This is a genomic window from Pseudomonas tohonis (assembly GCF_012767755.2).
In the GTDB taxonomy this organism is placed as follows: domain Bacteria; phylum Pseudomonadota; class Gammaproteobacteria; order Pseudomonadales; family Pseudomonadaceae; genus Metapseudomonas; species Metapseudomonas tohonis.
On the sequence record NZ_AP023189.1, the window covers coordinates 1,923,565 to 1,938,674 of the forward strand.

13 protein-coding genes are annotated in these 15,110 nt (G+C 67.4%); 3 read left to right on the forward strand and 10 right to left on the reverse strand.

The window, feature by feature from the left end; translation table 11 throughout:
- Positions 1-27 precede the first annotated feature (27 nt).
- The gene (gene dacB, locus HSX14_RS08895; RefSeq protein WP_173173681.1) at positions 28-1,470 is read right to left on the reverse strand and encodes a D-alanyl-D-alanine carboxypeptidase/D-alanyl-D-alanine endopeptidase; all 1,443 of its coding nucleotides are present in this window, start codon (positions 1,468-1,470) and stop codon (positions 28-30) included.
- Positions 1,471-1,703: 233 nt separating this feature from the next.
- Between dacB and HSX14_RS08900 the strand changes: the two genes are divergently transcribed.
- Positions 1,704-2,042 (forward strand): YggL 50S ribosome-binding family protein, encoded by a 339-nt coding sequence (locus tag HSX14_RS08900; protein WP_111263992.1) that lies wholly within the window; start codon positions 1,704-1,706, stop codon positions 2,040-2,042.
- 117 nt (positions 2,043-2,159) lie between these two features.
- Here the strand turns inward: HSX14_RS08900 and HSX14_RS08905 are convergent, their stop codons facing one another.
- Positions 2,160-5,117, reverse strand: a complete 2,958-nt coding sequence (locus HSX14_RS08905; protein WP_173173683.1) for an HD domain-containing phosphohydrolase — start codon at positions 5,115-5,117, stop codon at positions 2,160-2,162.
- Between the two features lie 420 nt (positions 5,118-5,537).
- On the opposite strand from HSX14_RS08905, the gene HSX14_RS08910 reads away from it, so the two are divergent.
- Positions 5,538-6,185: a response regulator gene (locus tag HSX14_RS08910; RefSeq protein ID WP_445009248.1), complete on the forward strand. Its 648-nt coding sequence runs from the start codon at positions 5,538-5,540 to the stop codon at positions 6,183-6,185.
- Positions 6,186-6,280: 95 nt separating this feature from the next.
- Here HSX14_RS08910 and HSX14_RS08915 read toward each other — a convergent pair whose 3' ends face one another.
- From HSX14_RS08915 to HSX14_RS08940, 6 genes are all read right to left on the reverse strand, one after another.
- Complete coding sequence (locus HSX14_RS08915; protein ID WP_173173687.1) at positions 6,281-7,369, reverse strand: FUSC family protein; 1,089 nt, start codon at positions 7,367-7,369, stop codon at positions 6,281-6,283.
- Positions 7,370-7,419: 50 nt separating this feature from the next.
- The gene (locus HSX14_RS08920) at positions 7,420-8,751 is read right to left on the reverse strand and encodes a deoxyguanosinetriphosphate triphosphohydrolase (RefSeq protein ID WP_173173689.1); all 1,332 of its coding nucleotides are present in this window, start codon (positions 8,749-8,751) and stop codon (positions 7,420-7,422) included.
- Between the two features lie 108 nt (positions 8,752-8,859).
- Complete coding sequence (locus tag HSX14_RS08925) at positions 8,860-10,023, reverse strand: EAL domain-containing protein (protein ID WP_173173691.1); 1,164 nt, start codon at positions 10,021-10,023, stop codon at positions 8,860-8,862.
- A gap of 112 nt (positions 10,024-10,135) precedes the next feature.
- Complete coding sequence (locus HSX14_RS08930) at positions 10,136-10,480, reverse strand: hypothetical protein (protein WP_173173693.1); 345 nt, start codon at positions 10,478-10,480, stop codon at positions 10,136-10,138.
- On the reverse strand, positions 10,477-10,857 hold the full coding sequence (locus HSX14_RS08935) for a phage holin family protein (RefSeq protein ID WP_228723563.1): 381 nt from the start codon (positions 10,855-10,857) through the stop codon (positions 10,477-10,479). Before HSX14_RS08935 ends, HSX14_RS08930 begins: the two co-directional genes overlap by 4 nt.
- A 14-nt stretch (positions 10,858-10,871) precedes the next feature.
- Positions 10,872-11,186, reverse strand: a complete 315-nt coding sequence (locus tag HSX14_RS08940; RefSeq protein ID WP_111263984.1) for an ElaB/YgaM/YqjD family protein — start codon at positions 11,184-11,186, stop codon at positions 10,872-10,874.
- Between the two features lie 360 nt (positions 11,187-11,546).
- Between HSX14_RS08940 and HSX14_RS08945 the strand changes: the two genes are divergently transcribed.
- Positions 11,547-12,755, forward strand: a complete 1,209-nt coding sequence (locus HSX14_RS08945; protein ID WP_173173697.1) for an ammonium transporter — start codon at positions 11,547-11,549, stop codon at positions 12,753-12,755.
- A gap of 80 nt (positions 12,756-12,835) precedes the next feature.
- Here the strand turns inward: HSX14_RS08945 and HSX14_RS08950 are convergent, their stop codons facing one another.
- Together HSX14_RS08950 and HSX14_RS08955 are read right to left on the reverse strand one after the other, a co-directional pair.
- Positions 12,836-14,131: an OprD family porin gene (locus HSX14_RS08950; protein WP_173173699.1), complete on the reverse strand. Its 1,296-nt coding sequence runs from the start codon at positions 14,129-14,131 to the stop codon at positions 12,836-12,838.
- 105 nt (positions 14,132-14,236) lie between these two features.
- Positions 14,237-15,103: an MBL fold metallo-hydrolase gene (locus HSX14_RS08955; protein WP_173173703.1), complete on the reverse strand. Its 867-nt coding sequence runs from the start codon at positions 15,101-15,103 to the stop codon at positions 14,237-14,239.
- Positions 15,104-15,110: the final 7 nt, after the last annotated feature.

Genomic DNA, 15,110 nt, shown 5'->3' on the forward strand with positions numbered 1-15,110 from the left:
GGCGCTCCGGAAAGGGCGGGGTGGTACTCAGCGCCTGGACTGGCCGTAGAGATCGAGCAGCACCTGGTCGAGGATCGAGGACGCTCCCCAGGGGCGCTGGTCATTGAGGATGGCCACCACCGCCCAGGTGTTGCCGCTGTTGTCGCGGCTGAAACCGGCGATGGCGCGCACCGTGTTCAGGGTGCCGGTCTTGATGTGCGCTTCACCCGCCATGGGCGTGCGGCGCAGGCGCTTGCGCATGGTCCCGTCCATCGCCACCAGCGGCAGCGAGGCGATGTACTCAGCGGCATAGGGGCTCTGCCAGGCGGCGTGGAGGATGGTCGCCATCTCCCGCGCGCTGACCCGCTCCTGGCGCGACAGGCCGGAGCCGTTCTCCATCACCAGGTGCGGCGCGGTGATGCCCTTCTTCGCCAGCCAGGCGCGGATCACCCGTTGCGCGGCCTTGGCGTCGTCGCCGTCCGCGTCGTTGCGGAACTGCGCGCCGATGCTGAGGAACAGCTGCTGCGCCATGGTGTTGTTGCTGTACTTGTTGATGTCGCGAATGATCTCCACCAGGTCCGGGGAGAACGCGCGCGCCAGCAGCTTGGCGTCCTTGGGCACGCCGGCCAGGCGGTCCTTGCCGAGGATGCTGCCGCCCAGTTCCTTCCAGATCGCCCGCACCGCGCCGGCGGCGTAGGCGGGGTGGTCGAGCAGCGACAGGTAGGTCTGCGCGCTGCAGCCGTCTGGCAGGCTGCCGCTGGCGATCACCGTGGTGCCGTCGAACTGGGTCACCGGGTTGTAGCGCACGTCCGGCCAGGCGGGACAGGGCGCCGCCTTGGTCACCTTGATCTGGTTGTCGATGCGGATGCTCTCGATGGGCGGTTCGGCGGCGACGCTGGCGCGGCCACCGTCGGCGCGGGCAATGAAACGCAGCGCCTTGAGGTTGACCAGCAGCGAGTCGGGGCCGACCAGGAAGGGCTTGTTCTCGTCGCCGCCGTCATCGTTGAAGGCCGGCAGCTGCGGGTGCACGAAGCGGCTGCGGTCGAGCACCAGGTCGCCGGTGATCTTCAGCACGCCGTTGGCGCGCAGGTCGCGCATCAGCAGCCAGAGCTTCTCCATGTTCAGCTTCGGGTCGCCACCACCCTTGAGGTAGAGGTTGCCGTTGAGCACGCCGTCCTTGAGGGTGCCGTCGGTGTAGAACTCGGTCTTCCACTGGTAGGTGGGGCCGAGCAGCTCCAGGGCGGCATAGGTGGTGATCAGCTTCATGGTGGAAGCCGGGTTCACCGAGACGTCGGCGTTGAAGATGGTCTGCGCGCCGGGGCCGGTCAGGGGCAGGGTGACCAGCGACAGGGAGTTCTGCGGGATCTTGTTCTTCTTCAGGGCCTGCTGGACCTTGGCCGGCAGGGTGGAGTTGACCTGGATGGCGAGGACCGGCTGGGCGAAAGGAAGAAGGAGGCCGGTCAGGGCAAGGATACGAATGGACTTGAACATCAACGAAGGCCCTCCGCACGAGGGCGAGTAACGCAGTTATGCATGGCAGGTTCCCACAACGTGTTCGGGAAATTGCGCGCATTATGCCGTAAGCATTCCCCGGGCGCTCGTGCTGCTGACCGCTCGCACCTGGCCGCTGTGGCCCGCCGTTGCGCCGTTCCGCCACGCGGGCGGGCAAGGTGGCGATGAAACTGCTAGAGTGCCGCGCTTGAACACATGAAGAGGATTGCCTGATGGCCACAAATCGTTCCCGCCGCCTGCGAAAGAAGCTCTGCGTCGATGAATTCCAGGAGCTGGGTTGCGAGCTGAGCCTGACCTACAAGGACGGGCTGGCCGAAGCGGAGCTGGAAAGCTTCCTCGATCAGTTCATCGACGACGCGATCCAGGGCAACGGCCTGGGTTATGTCGGCGGTGACGACTACGGTTTCGTCTGCCTGTCCAAGCGCGGCTCGGTCAGCGAGGAGCAGCGCGGCAAGCTGGAAGCCTGGCTCAAGGGCCGCAGCGAGCTGGCCAGCTTCACCCTGAGTCCGCTGGTGGATGTCTGGTACCCGGAAAACCCGATCAACCAGTGATCCCGGCGGTATTGAAGAGGGGCGCTTGATGCGCCCCTTTTTCATGCCTGCGATTGACCACCGGTGTGGCGCGACCTGGCAGGTCGGCTGCAACCCGACACCGTGGCGCCGGAAGGGTTAGTTGCCCGGCCCCGCGCGCTCCAGGATCGCGCCCTCGTCCACCGCGTCGATCTGCTCGGGCCGCAGGAAGCGCTCCGCGTAGTCGCGGTACACGCCGGAGCGGATGAACAGGCCGAACAGTTCCGGATCGATGTGCGCGCCCTTGCACATGCCGACCATGATCCCCAGCGCCTCGGACAGCGTCTTGCCCTTCTTGTAGGGGCGGTCCACAGCCGTCAGCGCCTCGAAGATATCGGCGATGGCCATCATCCGTGCCGGCAGGCTCATCTGCTCGCGACTCAGGCGTTTCGGGTAGCCGCTGCCGTCCATCTTCTCGTGGTGGCCGCCGGCGATCTCGGCCACGCCCTTGAGGTGCGGCGGGAAGGGCAGGCGATCGAGCATGAGGATGGTCTGCACGATGTGGTGGTTGATGATGTAGCGCTCTTCCGCCGTCAGCGTGCCGCGAGCGATGGAGAGGTTGTGCAGCTCGCCACGGTTGAATTTGTGCGTGGGCACGTCGAGCTTGAATCCCCAGGGATTGTCGGGCGCCATGCGCTCGCTTTCCGGCCGCTCCAGGAGGTGTTCGGGGCGGTCGGCCAGCAGCGGCTCGTCCACCGGTAGCGGGCGCGGCGGGGTGCGGGCCATGCGCTGGCCTTCCTCCCAGGACACGCCGAGTCGGTCGTCCAGGGTCCGGCTCCAGGTGCGCGCGGCGATTCCCCGCAGGCGCTGCTGGTCTTCCTCGGCCATGAATTCACCGCCCAGGTTGCTGCGGGCGATGAAGGCGAACTCCTCGTCCAGCGTCGCCAGCAATGCGTCGCGCAGGCCGGCCTGGGTGGATGCGTCGGCGCCTTCGGCCACGGCCTTCCAGTAGGTGATCCAGGCATCGCGCTTGAGCACCTCGAAGCGCATGCGCACCTCATGGATGCGGTCGTAGAGGGTTTCCAGCTTGGTCGCCTTGTCCACCACGTACTCGGGGGTGGTGACCTTGCCGCAGTCGTGCAGCCAGGCGGCGATGTGCAGGGCCTCCCAGTCTTCGTCGCTGGGGGTGTAGTCGCGGAAGGGCGGCTCGTCGCTGGCCGCGGCGGCGCGGGCCAGCGCCAGGGTGATCTCCGGCACGCGCTGGCAATGGCCACCGGTGTAGGGGCTCTTGGCGTCGATGGCGCCGGCGATGAGCTGGATGAAGGCGTCGAGCAACTGCTTCTGTTTCTCCAGCAGGCGCTGGCTCTCGATGCACAGCGCGGCAACCCCGGAGATGGCTTCGACGAAGGCGATGCGTTCGGGCCTGAGCATGGCCGGCTCCCCGCTGTCGCCGGTGTCGCGGTGCAGGAGCGCGAGCACACCGACGGTTTCGCCCTGGCGGTTGTGCAGGCCGGTGCTGACCATGTGCACCCGTGGGCTCTCCAGGGTCTGCAGCACCTGGCGCAGGTCGCCGGCCTGGTCGAAGCCGAACGAGCGCACCTGGCTGACGCCCCCGCTCGCCGGCAGGCGCAGCCAGTCGGGCAACCCCGCTTCGTCGAGGGCGTGGCTGCGCAGGCCGTGGTCTTCGAGGTTGTGCTCGCTGCCGCCGAGGAACAGGCCGCTGGGCTCCAGGCGGCCGCTGGCACCGTCCAGCAGGTAGATGAAGCCCCCGGAGGCTTCGCTGATGGTCACGGTCTCCTCCAGCACGCGACGCAGGAGGGCGTCGAAGCGGTTCTCGGCCGAGAGGCTCGCGGTGATCTCCAGGAAGCTGGCCAGGGTGTCCTTCATCTTCGCCATCGCCACGGCCAGCTGGTCCACCTCGAGCACCGGCGAGCGGCCCATCGTCGGGATATTGAAGTTGAAGCTGCGAATGGCCTCCGCTTCGGCCACCAGCGCTCTCAGCGGCTTGACCAGCACCCGCGACAGCAGCCAGCCGATGGGGATGCAGAGCAGGAGAATGCCAAGGGTCAGCACCGCGCCCTGCCAGCGGATGCGATAGGCGTCCGCCAGCAGCTCGTCCTCCGGCGCCAGCAACGCCAGGTAGAGGCCTTCGGGGCCGCCCGCCAGCAGGCGGTTCTGCGATACCACCCAGCGGCGCTTGGTCAACTCCAGGGTGGTGCGCTGGTCCTGGGTCAGGCCCATGTCGATCAGTGCGGCGACGGCGGGGTCGAGGTCGCGCGCCATGGCCAGCTGCGGCTTGTCGTCGATGCGCACGATCAGCCGGGAGATGTCCGGGTAGGCCACCGCGTGGCCGTCCGGCGAGAACAGCAGCACCTGGGTGGAGGGGGTGACCCGGTGCTGCGCAAGGGTGGCGGAAAGGTCGTTCAGGGTCAGGTCGGCGGCGATCACCGCATCGTCGCCGGCGGGCTGGGCGAGGGTGGTGCCGACCGCGCCGGTGGAGAAGAACACATAGGGCCGGGTGGTGATCAGGCTGCCCTGTTCCAGCGCGCGCGAGTACCAGGGGCGGTTGCGCGGGTCGTAGCGCTCGTTGAGCTCCTGGCGACGGCTGATGAGCTCCAGGTTCGCGTCGAAGTAGAGCGACTCGGAGCGGGCCCGGTTGAGGTTGTCGCGCTCGATGCTCCACAGCTGGTAGGCGGCACCTTCGGGGGCGTCGAAGCGCTGCTTGAGTTCGGCGGTGCGCAGCGGGCGCACCATGAAGAAGTCGCCGTCGTCGTAGCCGACATACAGCGACGCCAGCTTGGGGTTGTCGCGCAGCGCCTGGGCGAAGCCGCGCAACAGCAGCTCCTGGCGCTGGTAGCCGGCGTACCGCTGGGTGCCGGGGTTGAGGGCCAGCAGGTTGAGCAGGTGGTGGATGGGGCGGTAGGTGTTTTCCAGGTCGGTCTCGACGTCCTGGCTGATGCGCTCGAAGAGCGTGTCGCTGCTGGAGAGGATGATCTGGCTGGTCTGCCTGTAGTTGAAGATTCCCAGCACGATGCCGGTCATCAGCAACAGGAGGGTGAACAGCAGGCTGATATGGACATGCAACGGAAAACGGCGTTCGACCGGCTTGTACGGCATTGCCCGAAGCTCCTCGATCCCTGTCTAGGAAAAGACCCGCATGGAGAATAGATGAGCGTTTGGACGGCTGTGCCAGCGCGGCGAAATAAATAGCGCCCCGGTCGGATGGTCACGCGCCGCTGGCATCTATCGTCCTGGCGACCGTGGCGCACGCCCTGGCGTCCGACGCTGTGCGAAGTCTTCCGGCAGGGGTGAGGGCAATGCGTCCGATCATCGCTCCGCACGACCATTCGACGCGCCGTGCCGTTGTTTTCTCTAGGACTTCGTAGGAGTTGTCTCAAGTTTCTGAGCGGCAGGTCTGGAAGCACCTCCAGCGCCTCCGGCGTGCTCGACAGGCTCGGATGCCCCTCTATCTTGGCAGCTCCGAATCACCGTAGATGGAGACGCAAGGTGAGCAAACTCGTAGACCTGGATGCATTCATTCGCGCAGGCGGTGAGTCGCCGCGCAAGGTTCTGATCGTCGACGACCACCCCGTCATCCGGCTGGCTGTCCGCCTGGTGTTGACGCGGGAAGGGTATGAGGTGGTCGCCGAGACGGACAATGGCGTCGATGCCATCGCCCTGGCTCGCGACCACCTGCCCGACCTGGTGATCCTCGACATCGGCATTCCCAAGCTCGGTGGCCTCGATGTGATCGCCCGCATCAGCTCGCTGGACCTGCCCTTGCGGGTGTTGGTACTGACCGGGCAGAACCCCAGCCACTACGCCGCCCGTTGCATGCAGGCCGGCGCCGCGGGCTTCGTCTGCAAGGAAGGCGACCTGGGCGAGCTGACCGCCTCGGTGCGCGCCGTGCTGTCCGGCTACAGCTATTTTCCCAGCGAGGTCATCCGTACCGGCAAGCGCCAGGGCGGCATGCCCGACGACAGCGAGATGATCGAACGCCTCTCGGATCGCGAACTGGTGGTGCTCAAGTACCTGGCCAACGGCTACACCAACAAGCAGATCGCCAGCGAGATGTTCATCAGCAACAAGACGGTGAGCACCTACAAGTCGCGCCTGCTGCTCAAGCTCAACTCGCGCTCGCTGATCGAGCTGGTCGAATTCGCCAATCGCAACGAACTGGTGTGAAGCGCAGGATGGCCGCGCACCCTGGCCGGTGCGTCGCCATCGATCCCCCCACAATCCCTTTTCTCGCGCTGCGGACCCGGGCGCCGGCGGCTGGCCTATTCCTGGACGGGTCGTGGTGCCTGGTTGGTGACGGGCGAGATCGGGGCTTCGACCTTGCGCTCGCCCCAGCGCAGGCGCGCCCGGTGCGCGGCGTAGGCCATCAGCAGTGCCAGGGCGCAGCCCAGCAGGCTGTTGTAGAGGCGCACCTCGGGCAGGTGCCAGTCGCGGGCGAGGCTTTCGGATAGCAGCACGAAGCAGACGGTGGTCTGTACCACGAACAGGCCGTAGTGCTGGGCGATGAAGGCGCGGCTGAGCACGATCAGCGGCAGCATGCAGGCCACCAGCAGCGCCGGGCTCTGCAGCCAGTGGCCGAAGAGGATCAGCAGCAGGGCGCCGATCAGGGTGCCGAGGCCGCGCTGCATGCCGCGCACCAGGCTGCTGTCGAGTTCCATCTGCAGGGTGGTCACCACCGTCAGCGTCAGCCAGTAGCCGCGCGGCATGCCGGTGAGGTTGGCGGCCAGGCCGGCCAGGGCGATGGCCAGCGTGCAGGCCAGCGCGTGGATCCACCACAGCCGCCGGGGCAGCCGCGCGGCGTGGCGGCGCAGTACACGGCTGAAGCCGAGCAGGCGTGGGAGCAGGGGCCACAGGCGCAGCCCGTGCATGCCACGCAGGAAGAACGCCAGCAGCATCACCCAGAGCCCGCCGATGGCGAACAGCGCCCCCACCGCCAGGCCATTGTTGAGGCTGCCGCTGCCGGCCTGACCCTGGCCTAGGCAGAGGCATACCGCCAGGCCGACGCCGAGCTTGCCCAGTTCGGTGCCGTAGCGCTGCAGCAGTGCCAGGAGGAAGCCCCACAGGGCGAAGCTGGCGAGGCTCAGCAGGGGATGGCTGGCGGCCCAGAAGCCGACCCCCGCGCTGAGGGCGCCGAGCAGGGTGAGCAGCAGCATGCGCAACATGCCGAAGCGGTGCATGGGGTTGGCCAGGGCGGCCTGGAAGGCGCCGGTGGCGGCCCAGAGGAAGCCGGTATGGGCGGTGAACAGACCCAGCATCAGCGGCAGGCCGCAGCCCAGGCCGGCGATGGCGGCCGGCCCCCAGGCTGCTGGGCCGGCATGCCAGTGCATGCTTTGTCTGAGCGCCTTGCGCATCTGTCGTGACTCCTTGCAGCGGCCGCCCGGCTGCGGGCGGCCTGGTAACCCTAGACCGGGCTGGAACGCCCGGTCATCTCGCGGGCCATTTCCGTGGCGTAGCTGTCGGTCATCCCGGCGATGAAGTCGATGACCCGCAGGAACGAGCGGTACAGCGGCCACGCCGGGTCGGGGGCATTGTTGCCGAGCAGGTCGAGGATGCGCCGGTTCTTGAACGAGGGGGTGCGCCCGCCGTGCTGCTCCAGCGCCGCGCCGCAGAAGGCGTTGAGGAGGATCTCCAGGGTGGTGTAGGCACCGATCTCGTGGAGCGTCTTGCGCTTGTCCTGGAAGATGCGTTCCCGCGCGATGGCCTTGGCGCGCAGCACGCAGTGCTTGGCCGGGCCGTGCATGTGCTCCACCAGGTCGCCCTGCAGGGTGCCGGCGAGCAGCGCGTCCTGCTGGTCGACGAAGGCATGTGCGGCGGCATTGGTCAGGTGCTCGATGGCCTTGCCGCGGAGGATCGCCAGCTTGCGCCGCCGCGAGTCGCGCGGGCCCAGTTGCCGGTAGGTTTCCGGCAGGTCGTCGCCCACCAGGCCGAGCAGCACCGCCTCGACCTCCTCGTAGTCGAGCAACTCCATTTCGAGGCCGTCCTCGAGGTCGATCAGTGCGTAGCAGATGTCGTCCGCCGCCTCCATCAGGTAGACCAGCGGATGGCGCGCCCAGCGCTGTTCCTCCAGCTGCGGCAGGCCCAGCTTCTGGGCGATCTGCTCCAGCAGCGGCAGTTCGCTCTGGTAGCAGCCGAACTTGTGTTTCTTGTAGCCCAGGGCCTCGGCATGGCGGGCCGTCCAGGGGTACTTGAGGTAGGTGCCGAGGGTGGCGTAGGTCAGTCGCGTCCCGCCGTCGAACTGGTGGTATTCCAGCTGGGTGAGGACGCGAAAGCCCTGCGCGTTGCCTTCGAAGCTGAGGAAGTCGGCACGCTCGGTGTCGCTCATGGCGTCCAGCCAGCCGCGTGCGGACGCCTGCTGGAACCAGTGGCGGATGGCGTCTTCGCCGGAGTGGCCGAAGGGTGGGTTGCCGATGTCGTGGGCCAGGCAGGCGGACTGCACGATCACCCCGAGATCGGCCGGGTCGCACCAGTCCGGCATCGCATCGCGCAGCACTTCGCCCACGCGCATGCCCAGCGAACGGCCCACGCAACCGACCTCCAGGGAGTGGGTCAGGCGCGTGTGGATGTGGTCGTTGCTGGAGACGGGGTGGACCTGGGTCTTGCGCCCCAGGCGCCGGAACGCCCCGGAAAAGATGATGCGGTCATGGTCCTTGTGGAACGAACTGCGGCCCAGTTCCTCGGTGCTGTGCACCGGTTTGCCGAGCCGTTCACGGGTGAGCAGTGTCTGCCAGTCCAACGCCAGTCCTCGCCGTTCAGTGGCTGAAGGGGGCTAGCTTCCCGGTTAACGCGCAGCGCCGCAAGGGGACCCCGGGGCGCGTGTCGGAGTTCCCGCGGGCGCCGGGGGTCACAGGCCGGCGGCGTCGATGTCCACCAGCAGCAAGCGGCCGCCGTTGTCGATGAACTGGCCGGCGGTCAGGCAGTACTGGTTGGTGGTGGCGTCGCGGTAGGTGCTGGAGAGGGTCAGCCGGCGCTCTTCCCAGCCCTCGGCGAGCAGGTGATAGAAGTACGGCCGCCAGGACCAGTTGTGGCCCTGGTAGCGGGCATCTTCGTGCCAGGCCTGGCCATTCCATTCCAGGTTCGGGGTGAGCTGCGTGCCGTTGCGGTCGCACTGGTAGATGCGCAGCAGCCAGGGGTAGTGCTCGGGCGAGGGCAGGGAGGAGAGCGGCGCGTTGCCCTCGGCCCAGGTGCGCAGCTGGTTCATCAGCAGGGTGAGCTGCTGGCGCATGGTCATCAGCCGCGCGCGCTCGGCCAGCTTGCGCTGTACGTATTGGTCGCGCAGCTGGGCGAAGCGGTCGACGAAGGCGTCGGCGGCGAAGAACTCCAGCTCCGGCTTGGCGAACAGGTAGCCCTGCACGTAGCGGGCACCGCATTCCAGGGCGAAGTCCAGCTCGGCCTCGGTCTCCACGCCTTCGGCGATGATCCAGCAACCGGTCTTCTCGGCCATCTGCGCCAGGGCCTTGACCACCTCGCCGCTGGGGCCGCCACGCGCGGCGGCCTGGAACAGCTGCATGTCGAGCTTGAGGATGTCCGGCTGCAGGGCGAGCACGCGGTCGAGCTGGGAGTAGCCGGCGCCGAAGTCGTCGATGGCGATGCGCGCGCCGGCCTGGCGGTAGCGTGCGACCACGTCCGGCAGGCGCTGGCTGGCGCCACCCAGTTCGGTGATCTCGAAGACGATGCGCTCGGGGGCCACGCCGTTGCGTTCCAGTTGCTTGAGGCTGGGCAGCGCCTGGCCGGGGTGCAGGCGGCTGATCCAGCGCGGCGAGATGTTGATGCTCAGGAACCAGTCCGCTGGGGCCTGGTGCAGGCGTGCGAGGGCGTCTTCGCGGATCTCCCGGTCGAGGCGGCGCAGGGCTGCTGGTGGCACCTTGGAATCGGCGAACAGCGGGCCGACCGACAGGAGCCGGCCGTCATCCTGGCGCAGGCGTCCCAGGGCTTCGACCCCGGCGATGCGTCCTGTCGCGGTGTCGATGAACGGCTGGAAGCAGGCAAGCGGTTGCCCGTCTATCACGGTGACTCCTTAGGGCTGGCCCGAAATGCACGCGCTCGCCGAAACGACGCGGAGGGAGCCGGCTGCGACCGGCTCCCTCCCAAAGCAAGAATGTGGCCAGCTTGTCCTACGATCAGACCTTGGTGGTAGACGGCGGTTTGACGTCAGAACGGCGCCAGGCTCCGCCCAGCAAGGGCAGCAGCGTGGTACCCAGGCGCAGCAATCGAGTCAAATTGCCACTACGGGCGGCGAAGAAGCCCAGCGCGGCGACGCCGGCGATGCCCCAAAGGGGTGCATGGGGCAGGGTGCCCAGTTGCTGCTGCCAGCCGCTGGCGATGCCCTTGGCACGGCGCAGCGGCTGGGTGAGGACCAGGGTTTCGTGGCGGATCTCCTGGCGATGCATCTCCAGGCGCAGGCGCACCAGCGCCTTGCGCAGTTCGCGGCGGGAGGTGGTGCGGTGCGTTTCGGGCAGGCTCATGGCAGCAGGCGCTCGCGGTCCTGGGCCAGCTCTTCGAGCGTGGCGGAGAAGGGGGAGGACTCATCGTCCACGGCCTGTTTCAGGCGCCAGGCGCAGTAGAGGGTGAGCACGAAGTAGAAGAGGCACAGGCCGCCCATGGTCTCGAGCCGCGCGGTGTCCCAGAAGATCACCAGCAGCAGCGTGGAGAGCGCCACCAGCAGCAGCAGGGCGAATATCAGCGACAGGCCGGCGAACAGCAGCAGGCGCAGGGTGTTGGCCTTCTGCTCCTGCAACTCGATGCCGAACAGCTCGACGTGACTGTGCAGCAGGCCGAGGAAAGCGGCGCCGAGGCGCCGCGGGGAGGGGCCTTGGCCCGCGCTCTGCGGGCCGGATTCCATTCCCGGCTCCATGCTCAGCGACGCGAGGCGAGCAGGCCGAGGAGGAAGCCGATGCCGGCGGAGAGGCCGATGGTCTGCCAGGGATGTTCCTGTACGTAGTCCTCGGTGGCGGCGACGGCGGCCTTGCCCTTGTCGACGATCTTCTCTTCGGTCAGGTGCAGGGTCTCGCGGGCGCGCTTGAGGGATTCGTGGATCTGCAGGCGCAACTCTTCGGCCTGGTCGCCAGCGAGGCTGGCGGTGTGCTGCAGCAGTTTCTCGGTGTCGCCGACGAGGGCCTGGAATTCGGTCAACAGGTCGTCCTGAGCGCGGCTTGCAGTCTTGCGTGGCATGGCGTGAATCTCCTTGAGGGCTGGGAAGGCTTGGTAGTTGTGAGTCGCCGCGCAGGCTTTAGGTTCCGGCGATATTTGCGCCCGGGCGCTGGTATGGCGCTTGCAATGCCCTGGTGCGCCAGAGCGTCGCCATGCCCCGTTATCGGGCGTCACGCGGGGCTTCGACAGGGCCGTCGAATCCTGGCAAGCACATGAAAAACAAAGAGAAAGCCTGAAAATTCAAACTGCCGTCTCCACCGCGTCGCCCCGTTATGGCCACCAGCCTCGACCCGTTCGGGGGCGTAATGGCTTCAGCGTGGTGCGCGTCCGGCGCGATTTGACCCGTATTGGTGCTTTTTCCCTGCCGGAGCCTTCCTGCCAATGGAAAACCTCAACAGTGCCGTGCAAACCCTGATCCACGGCTCCAATACCCTGTTCATCCTTATGGGCGCCGTGATGGTGCTCGCCATGCACGCCGGCTTCGCGTTCCTGGAAGTGGGCACCGTGCGCCAGAAGAACCAGGTCAACGCCCTGTCGAAGATCCTCTCGGACTTCGCCATCTCCACCCTGGCCTACTTCTTCATCGGCTACTGGGTGGCCTACGGCGTGACCTTCCTGCAGCCGGCCGGCGAGCTGGCGGCGGACCACGGCTACGCGCTGGTGAAGTTCTTCTTCCTGCTGACCTTCGCCGCCGCCATCCCGGCGATCATCTCCGGCGGCATCGCCGAGCGCGCCCGCTTCGGCCCGCAACTGTGCGCCACGGCACTGATCGTGGCCTTCGTCTACCCCTTCTTCGAGGGGCTGATCTGGAATGGCAACTTCGGCCTGCAGGACTGGCTGAAGGCGAGCTTCGGCGCGGGCTTCCACGACTTCGCCGGCTCCGTGGTGGTGCATGCGGTGGGAGGCTGGCTGGCGTTCGGCGCGGTGGTGCTGCTGGGGCGCCGTGACGGCCGCTACCGCGATGGCCGCCTGGTGGCCTTCGCGCCGTCGAATATCCCCTTCCTGGCGCTGGGCTCGTGGATCCTCATCGTCGGCTGGTTCGGCTTCAACGTGATGAGCGCGCAGACCCTGCAAGGCGTCAGCGGCCTGGTGGCGGTCAATTCCTTGATGGCGATGGTCGGTGGCACGGTCGCCGCGCTGCTGGTGGGGCGCAACGACCCGGGCTTCCTGCACAACGGCCCGCTGGCCGGGCTGGTGGCGATCTGCGCAGGCTCCGACCTGATGCACCCGGTGGGGGCCCTGGCCACCGGCGCCATCGCGGGCGGCCTGTTCGTCTGGGCCTTCACCGCGACCCAGGTGAAATGGAAGCTGGACGACGTGCTGGGTGTCTGGCCGCTGCACGGCCTGTGCGGCGTCTGGGGCGGCATCGCCTGCGGCATCTTCGGGCAGGAAGCGCTCGGCGGCCTGGGGGGCGTCAGCCTGGTGAGCCAGTTGATCGGCACCGGCCTCGGCGTGCTGGTGGCGCTGGTGGGCGGCTTCCTGGTCTACGGCCTGCTGAAGAAGACCCTGGGCATCCGCCTGTCCCAGGAGCAGGAGTACTACGGCGCGGACCTGTCGATCCACAAGATCGGCGCGACCAGCCAGGATTGATGCGCTTCCGTCATCCGGACGGGATCGCAGGATGAAGAAAGCCCGCCATATGGCGGGCTTTTTCATTGCACGGCGGGTGACTACCAGAGCGGCACCACGTAGCTGACGATCAGGCGGTTCTCGTCGATGTCGTTGCCGAAGTTGGTCGAGCGCACCGTCGCGTTGCGCCATTTCACGCCGAGGTTCTTCAGCGGGCCGTCCTGGAAGACGTAGGCGATGTCGGTGTTGCGTTCCCATTCCTTGCCTTCGGGGCGGCCGGCGCCCAGGTCGACGTTGTCGCCGGACAGGTAGCGGGTCATGAAGGTCAGGCCGGGGATGCCCATGGCGGCGAAGTTGTAGTCGTAGCGCGCCTGCCAGGACTTCTCGTCCTTGGCGGCGAAGTCGCCGATCTGCACGTAGTTGACCAGGAAGGGATCGGTGCCGTTGATGTAGGCGTAGCCGGTATCCCCGCTCATGCTCTGGTAGCCGAGGCCGAAGGCGTGGCCGCCCAGGGCGTAGGTGAACATGGCGCCGAAGGCCTTGTTGTCGACGTTGCTGCTGCCTTCGTCGGTGGAGCGGGCGTAGCGGATGTCGCTCTTCAGCGACTGCTTGTCACCCAGCGGCAGGGTGTGCAGGACGGTGAAGATGTGCTGTTTGTAGAACTCGTCCAGGTTGCCGTAGTTGTAGCCGGTGGCGAGGTTGTCGTTCCACTTGTAGGTGGCACCGGCGAAGTTGAACTCGTCGCTGGTCTGGCCACCGCGGAAGGTGATGCCCCGGGCGCCGCCGGCACCGGTGGCGGCGACGCGGCTGTTGGTGATGGTCATGTCCTCGTAGTCCGAGGAGTCGCGCTGGTTCACCTGCTTGAGCTGGCCGGCGTCGAGGGTCAGGCCGTCGATTTCCATCGAGTTGATGTGGCCGCCCTGGAAGGTCTGCGGCAGCAGGCGCGAGTCGTTGTATTGCACCGTCGGCAGCTTGGGCAGCAGGGTTCCGACCTTGAGCACGCTCTTGGAGGCACGCAGCTTGGCGGTCAGGCCCACTTCGCCGTATTCGTCCTGGGCGCGGTTGGGCGCTTCGCGATCGCGCTTGAGCAGGCCGGTGCCGGTGCGGTCCGGGCTGGAGTCGAGCTTGATGCCCAGGGCGCCGATGGCATCGACACCGACGCCGATGGTGCCTTCGGTGAAGCCTGACTCGTAGCGCAGCAGGAAGCCCTGGGCCCACTCCTCGGCCTTGGACTGGGCGGCACCGTCCTGGCGGAAGTCACGGTTGAAGTAGAAGTTGCGCAGTTCGACGCTGGCCTTGCTGTCTTTCAGGAATTCGGCCTGGGCGAGGCCGGGCAGGGTGAGGCCGGTGCTGAGCGCAGCCAGGGCGATGGCGTGCGCGAGCGAGGTCTTGCTCATTGTTATTGTCTCCTCGTTGGGGTTGCGGGGCGGTTGGGCCGCCCCGTTACAACGAGTGGAATTAAGCATCCGGTAACACAATCGTCATTTAGACATTGGTCGCCCTCACTGCACCCACTGCGGGTAGTAGCCGAGGCGGTCCTGCACGGCGGCATCGTGGGCCGGCACCACGGTCAGCTCCGGCTCGGCCTGCAGCAGGTCGTGAACGCGCCGGAGCTGGGCGAGGGTGCCGTCGCGGTCGTTGTCCACCATCCGGCGGCTGACCCAGAACTTCTCGTGGGGCCCGGTGAAGCCTTCCAGGCGCCAGCTGGTGTCGCCGGTGAAGAAGAAGCGGCGACCGTCGTCGAGGGTGAGGAACAGCCCCACCGAGCCCGGCGTGTGACCGGTGAGCGGCACCAGGACCAGGCTGCCGTCGCCGAACAGGTCGAGGCTCTCGTCGAACCCCATGTAAGGCTCGGGCTGGAAGTCGAAGGGCCGCCAGAGGATCTCGTGGGTGAACTGGCTGGGCAGCACCGCCGGCGGCGCGGCGATGTGGCTGAACTCGATCTCCGCCCAGGGCGCCCAGACCGGCACCTCGGGAAAGTCCGCCAGGCCCGAGGCGTGGTCCCAGTGCGCGTGGGTGAGGAGGATGCGGTCGACGCGGATGCCGTCGCGGTCCAGTTGCTCGCGCGCGGGGACGACGTCCTCGTACTTGAACAGCGGCTTGTCCCACCAGGGCATGTCGCCCTGGAACTGGGCATCCACCTGGCGCCCCAGGCCGGTGTCCAGCAGCAGCGTGGCGGCGTGGTGCTGGATGAGCACGGCGGTGTGGTTGACCGCGACGGTCCTGGTCCACTGGCCGCCCTCCATGGTGAAGGCGTCGAGCGTCTCGGCGTGGGAAGTCTTCACCAGGGCGAAGCGCAGGCCCTGGGCGCTGGCGAAGGGGCTGGCGGCCAGCAGCAGGCCGGTGAGGAGGAGGCGGAGCAGGCGCATGGGGGCT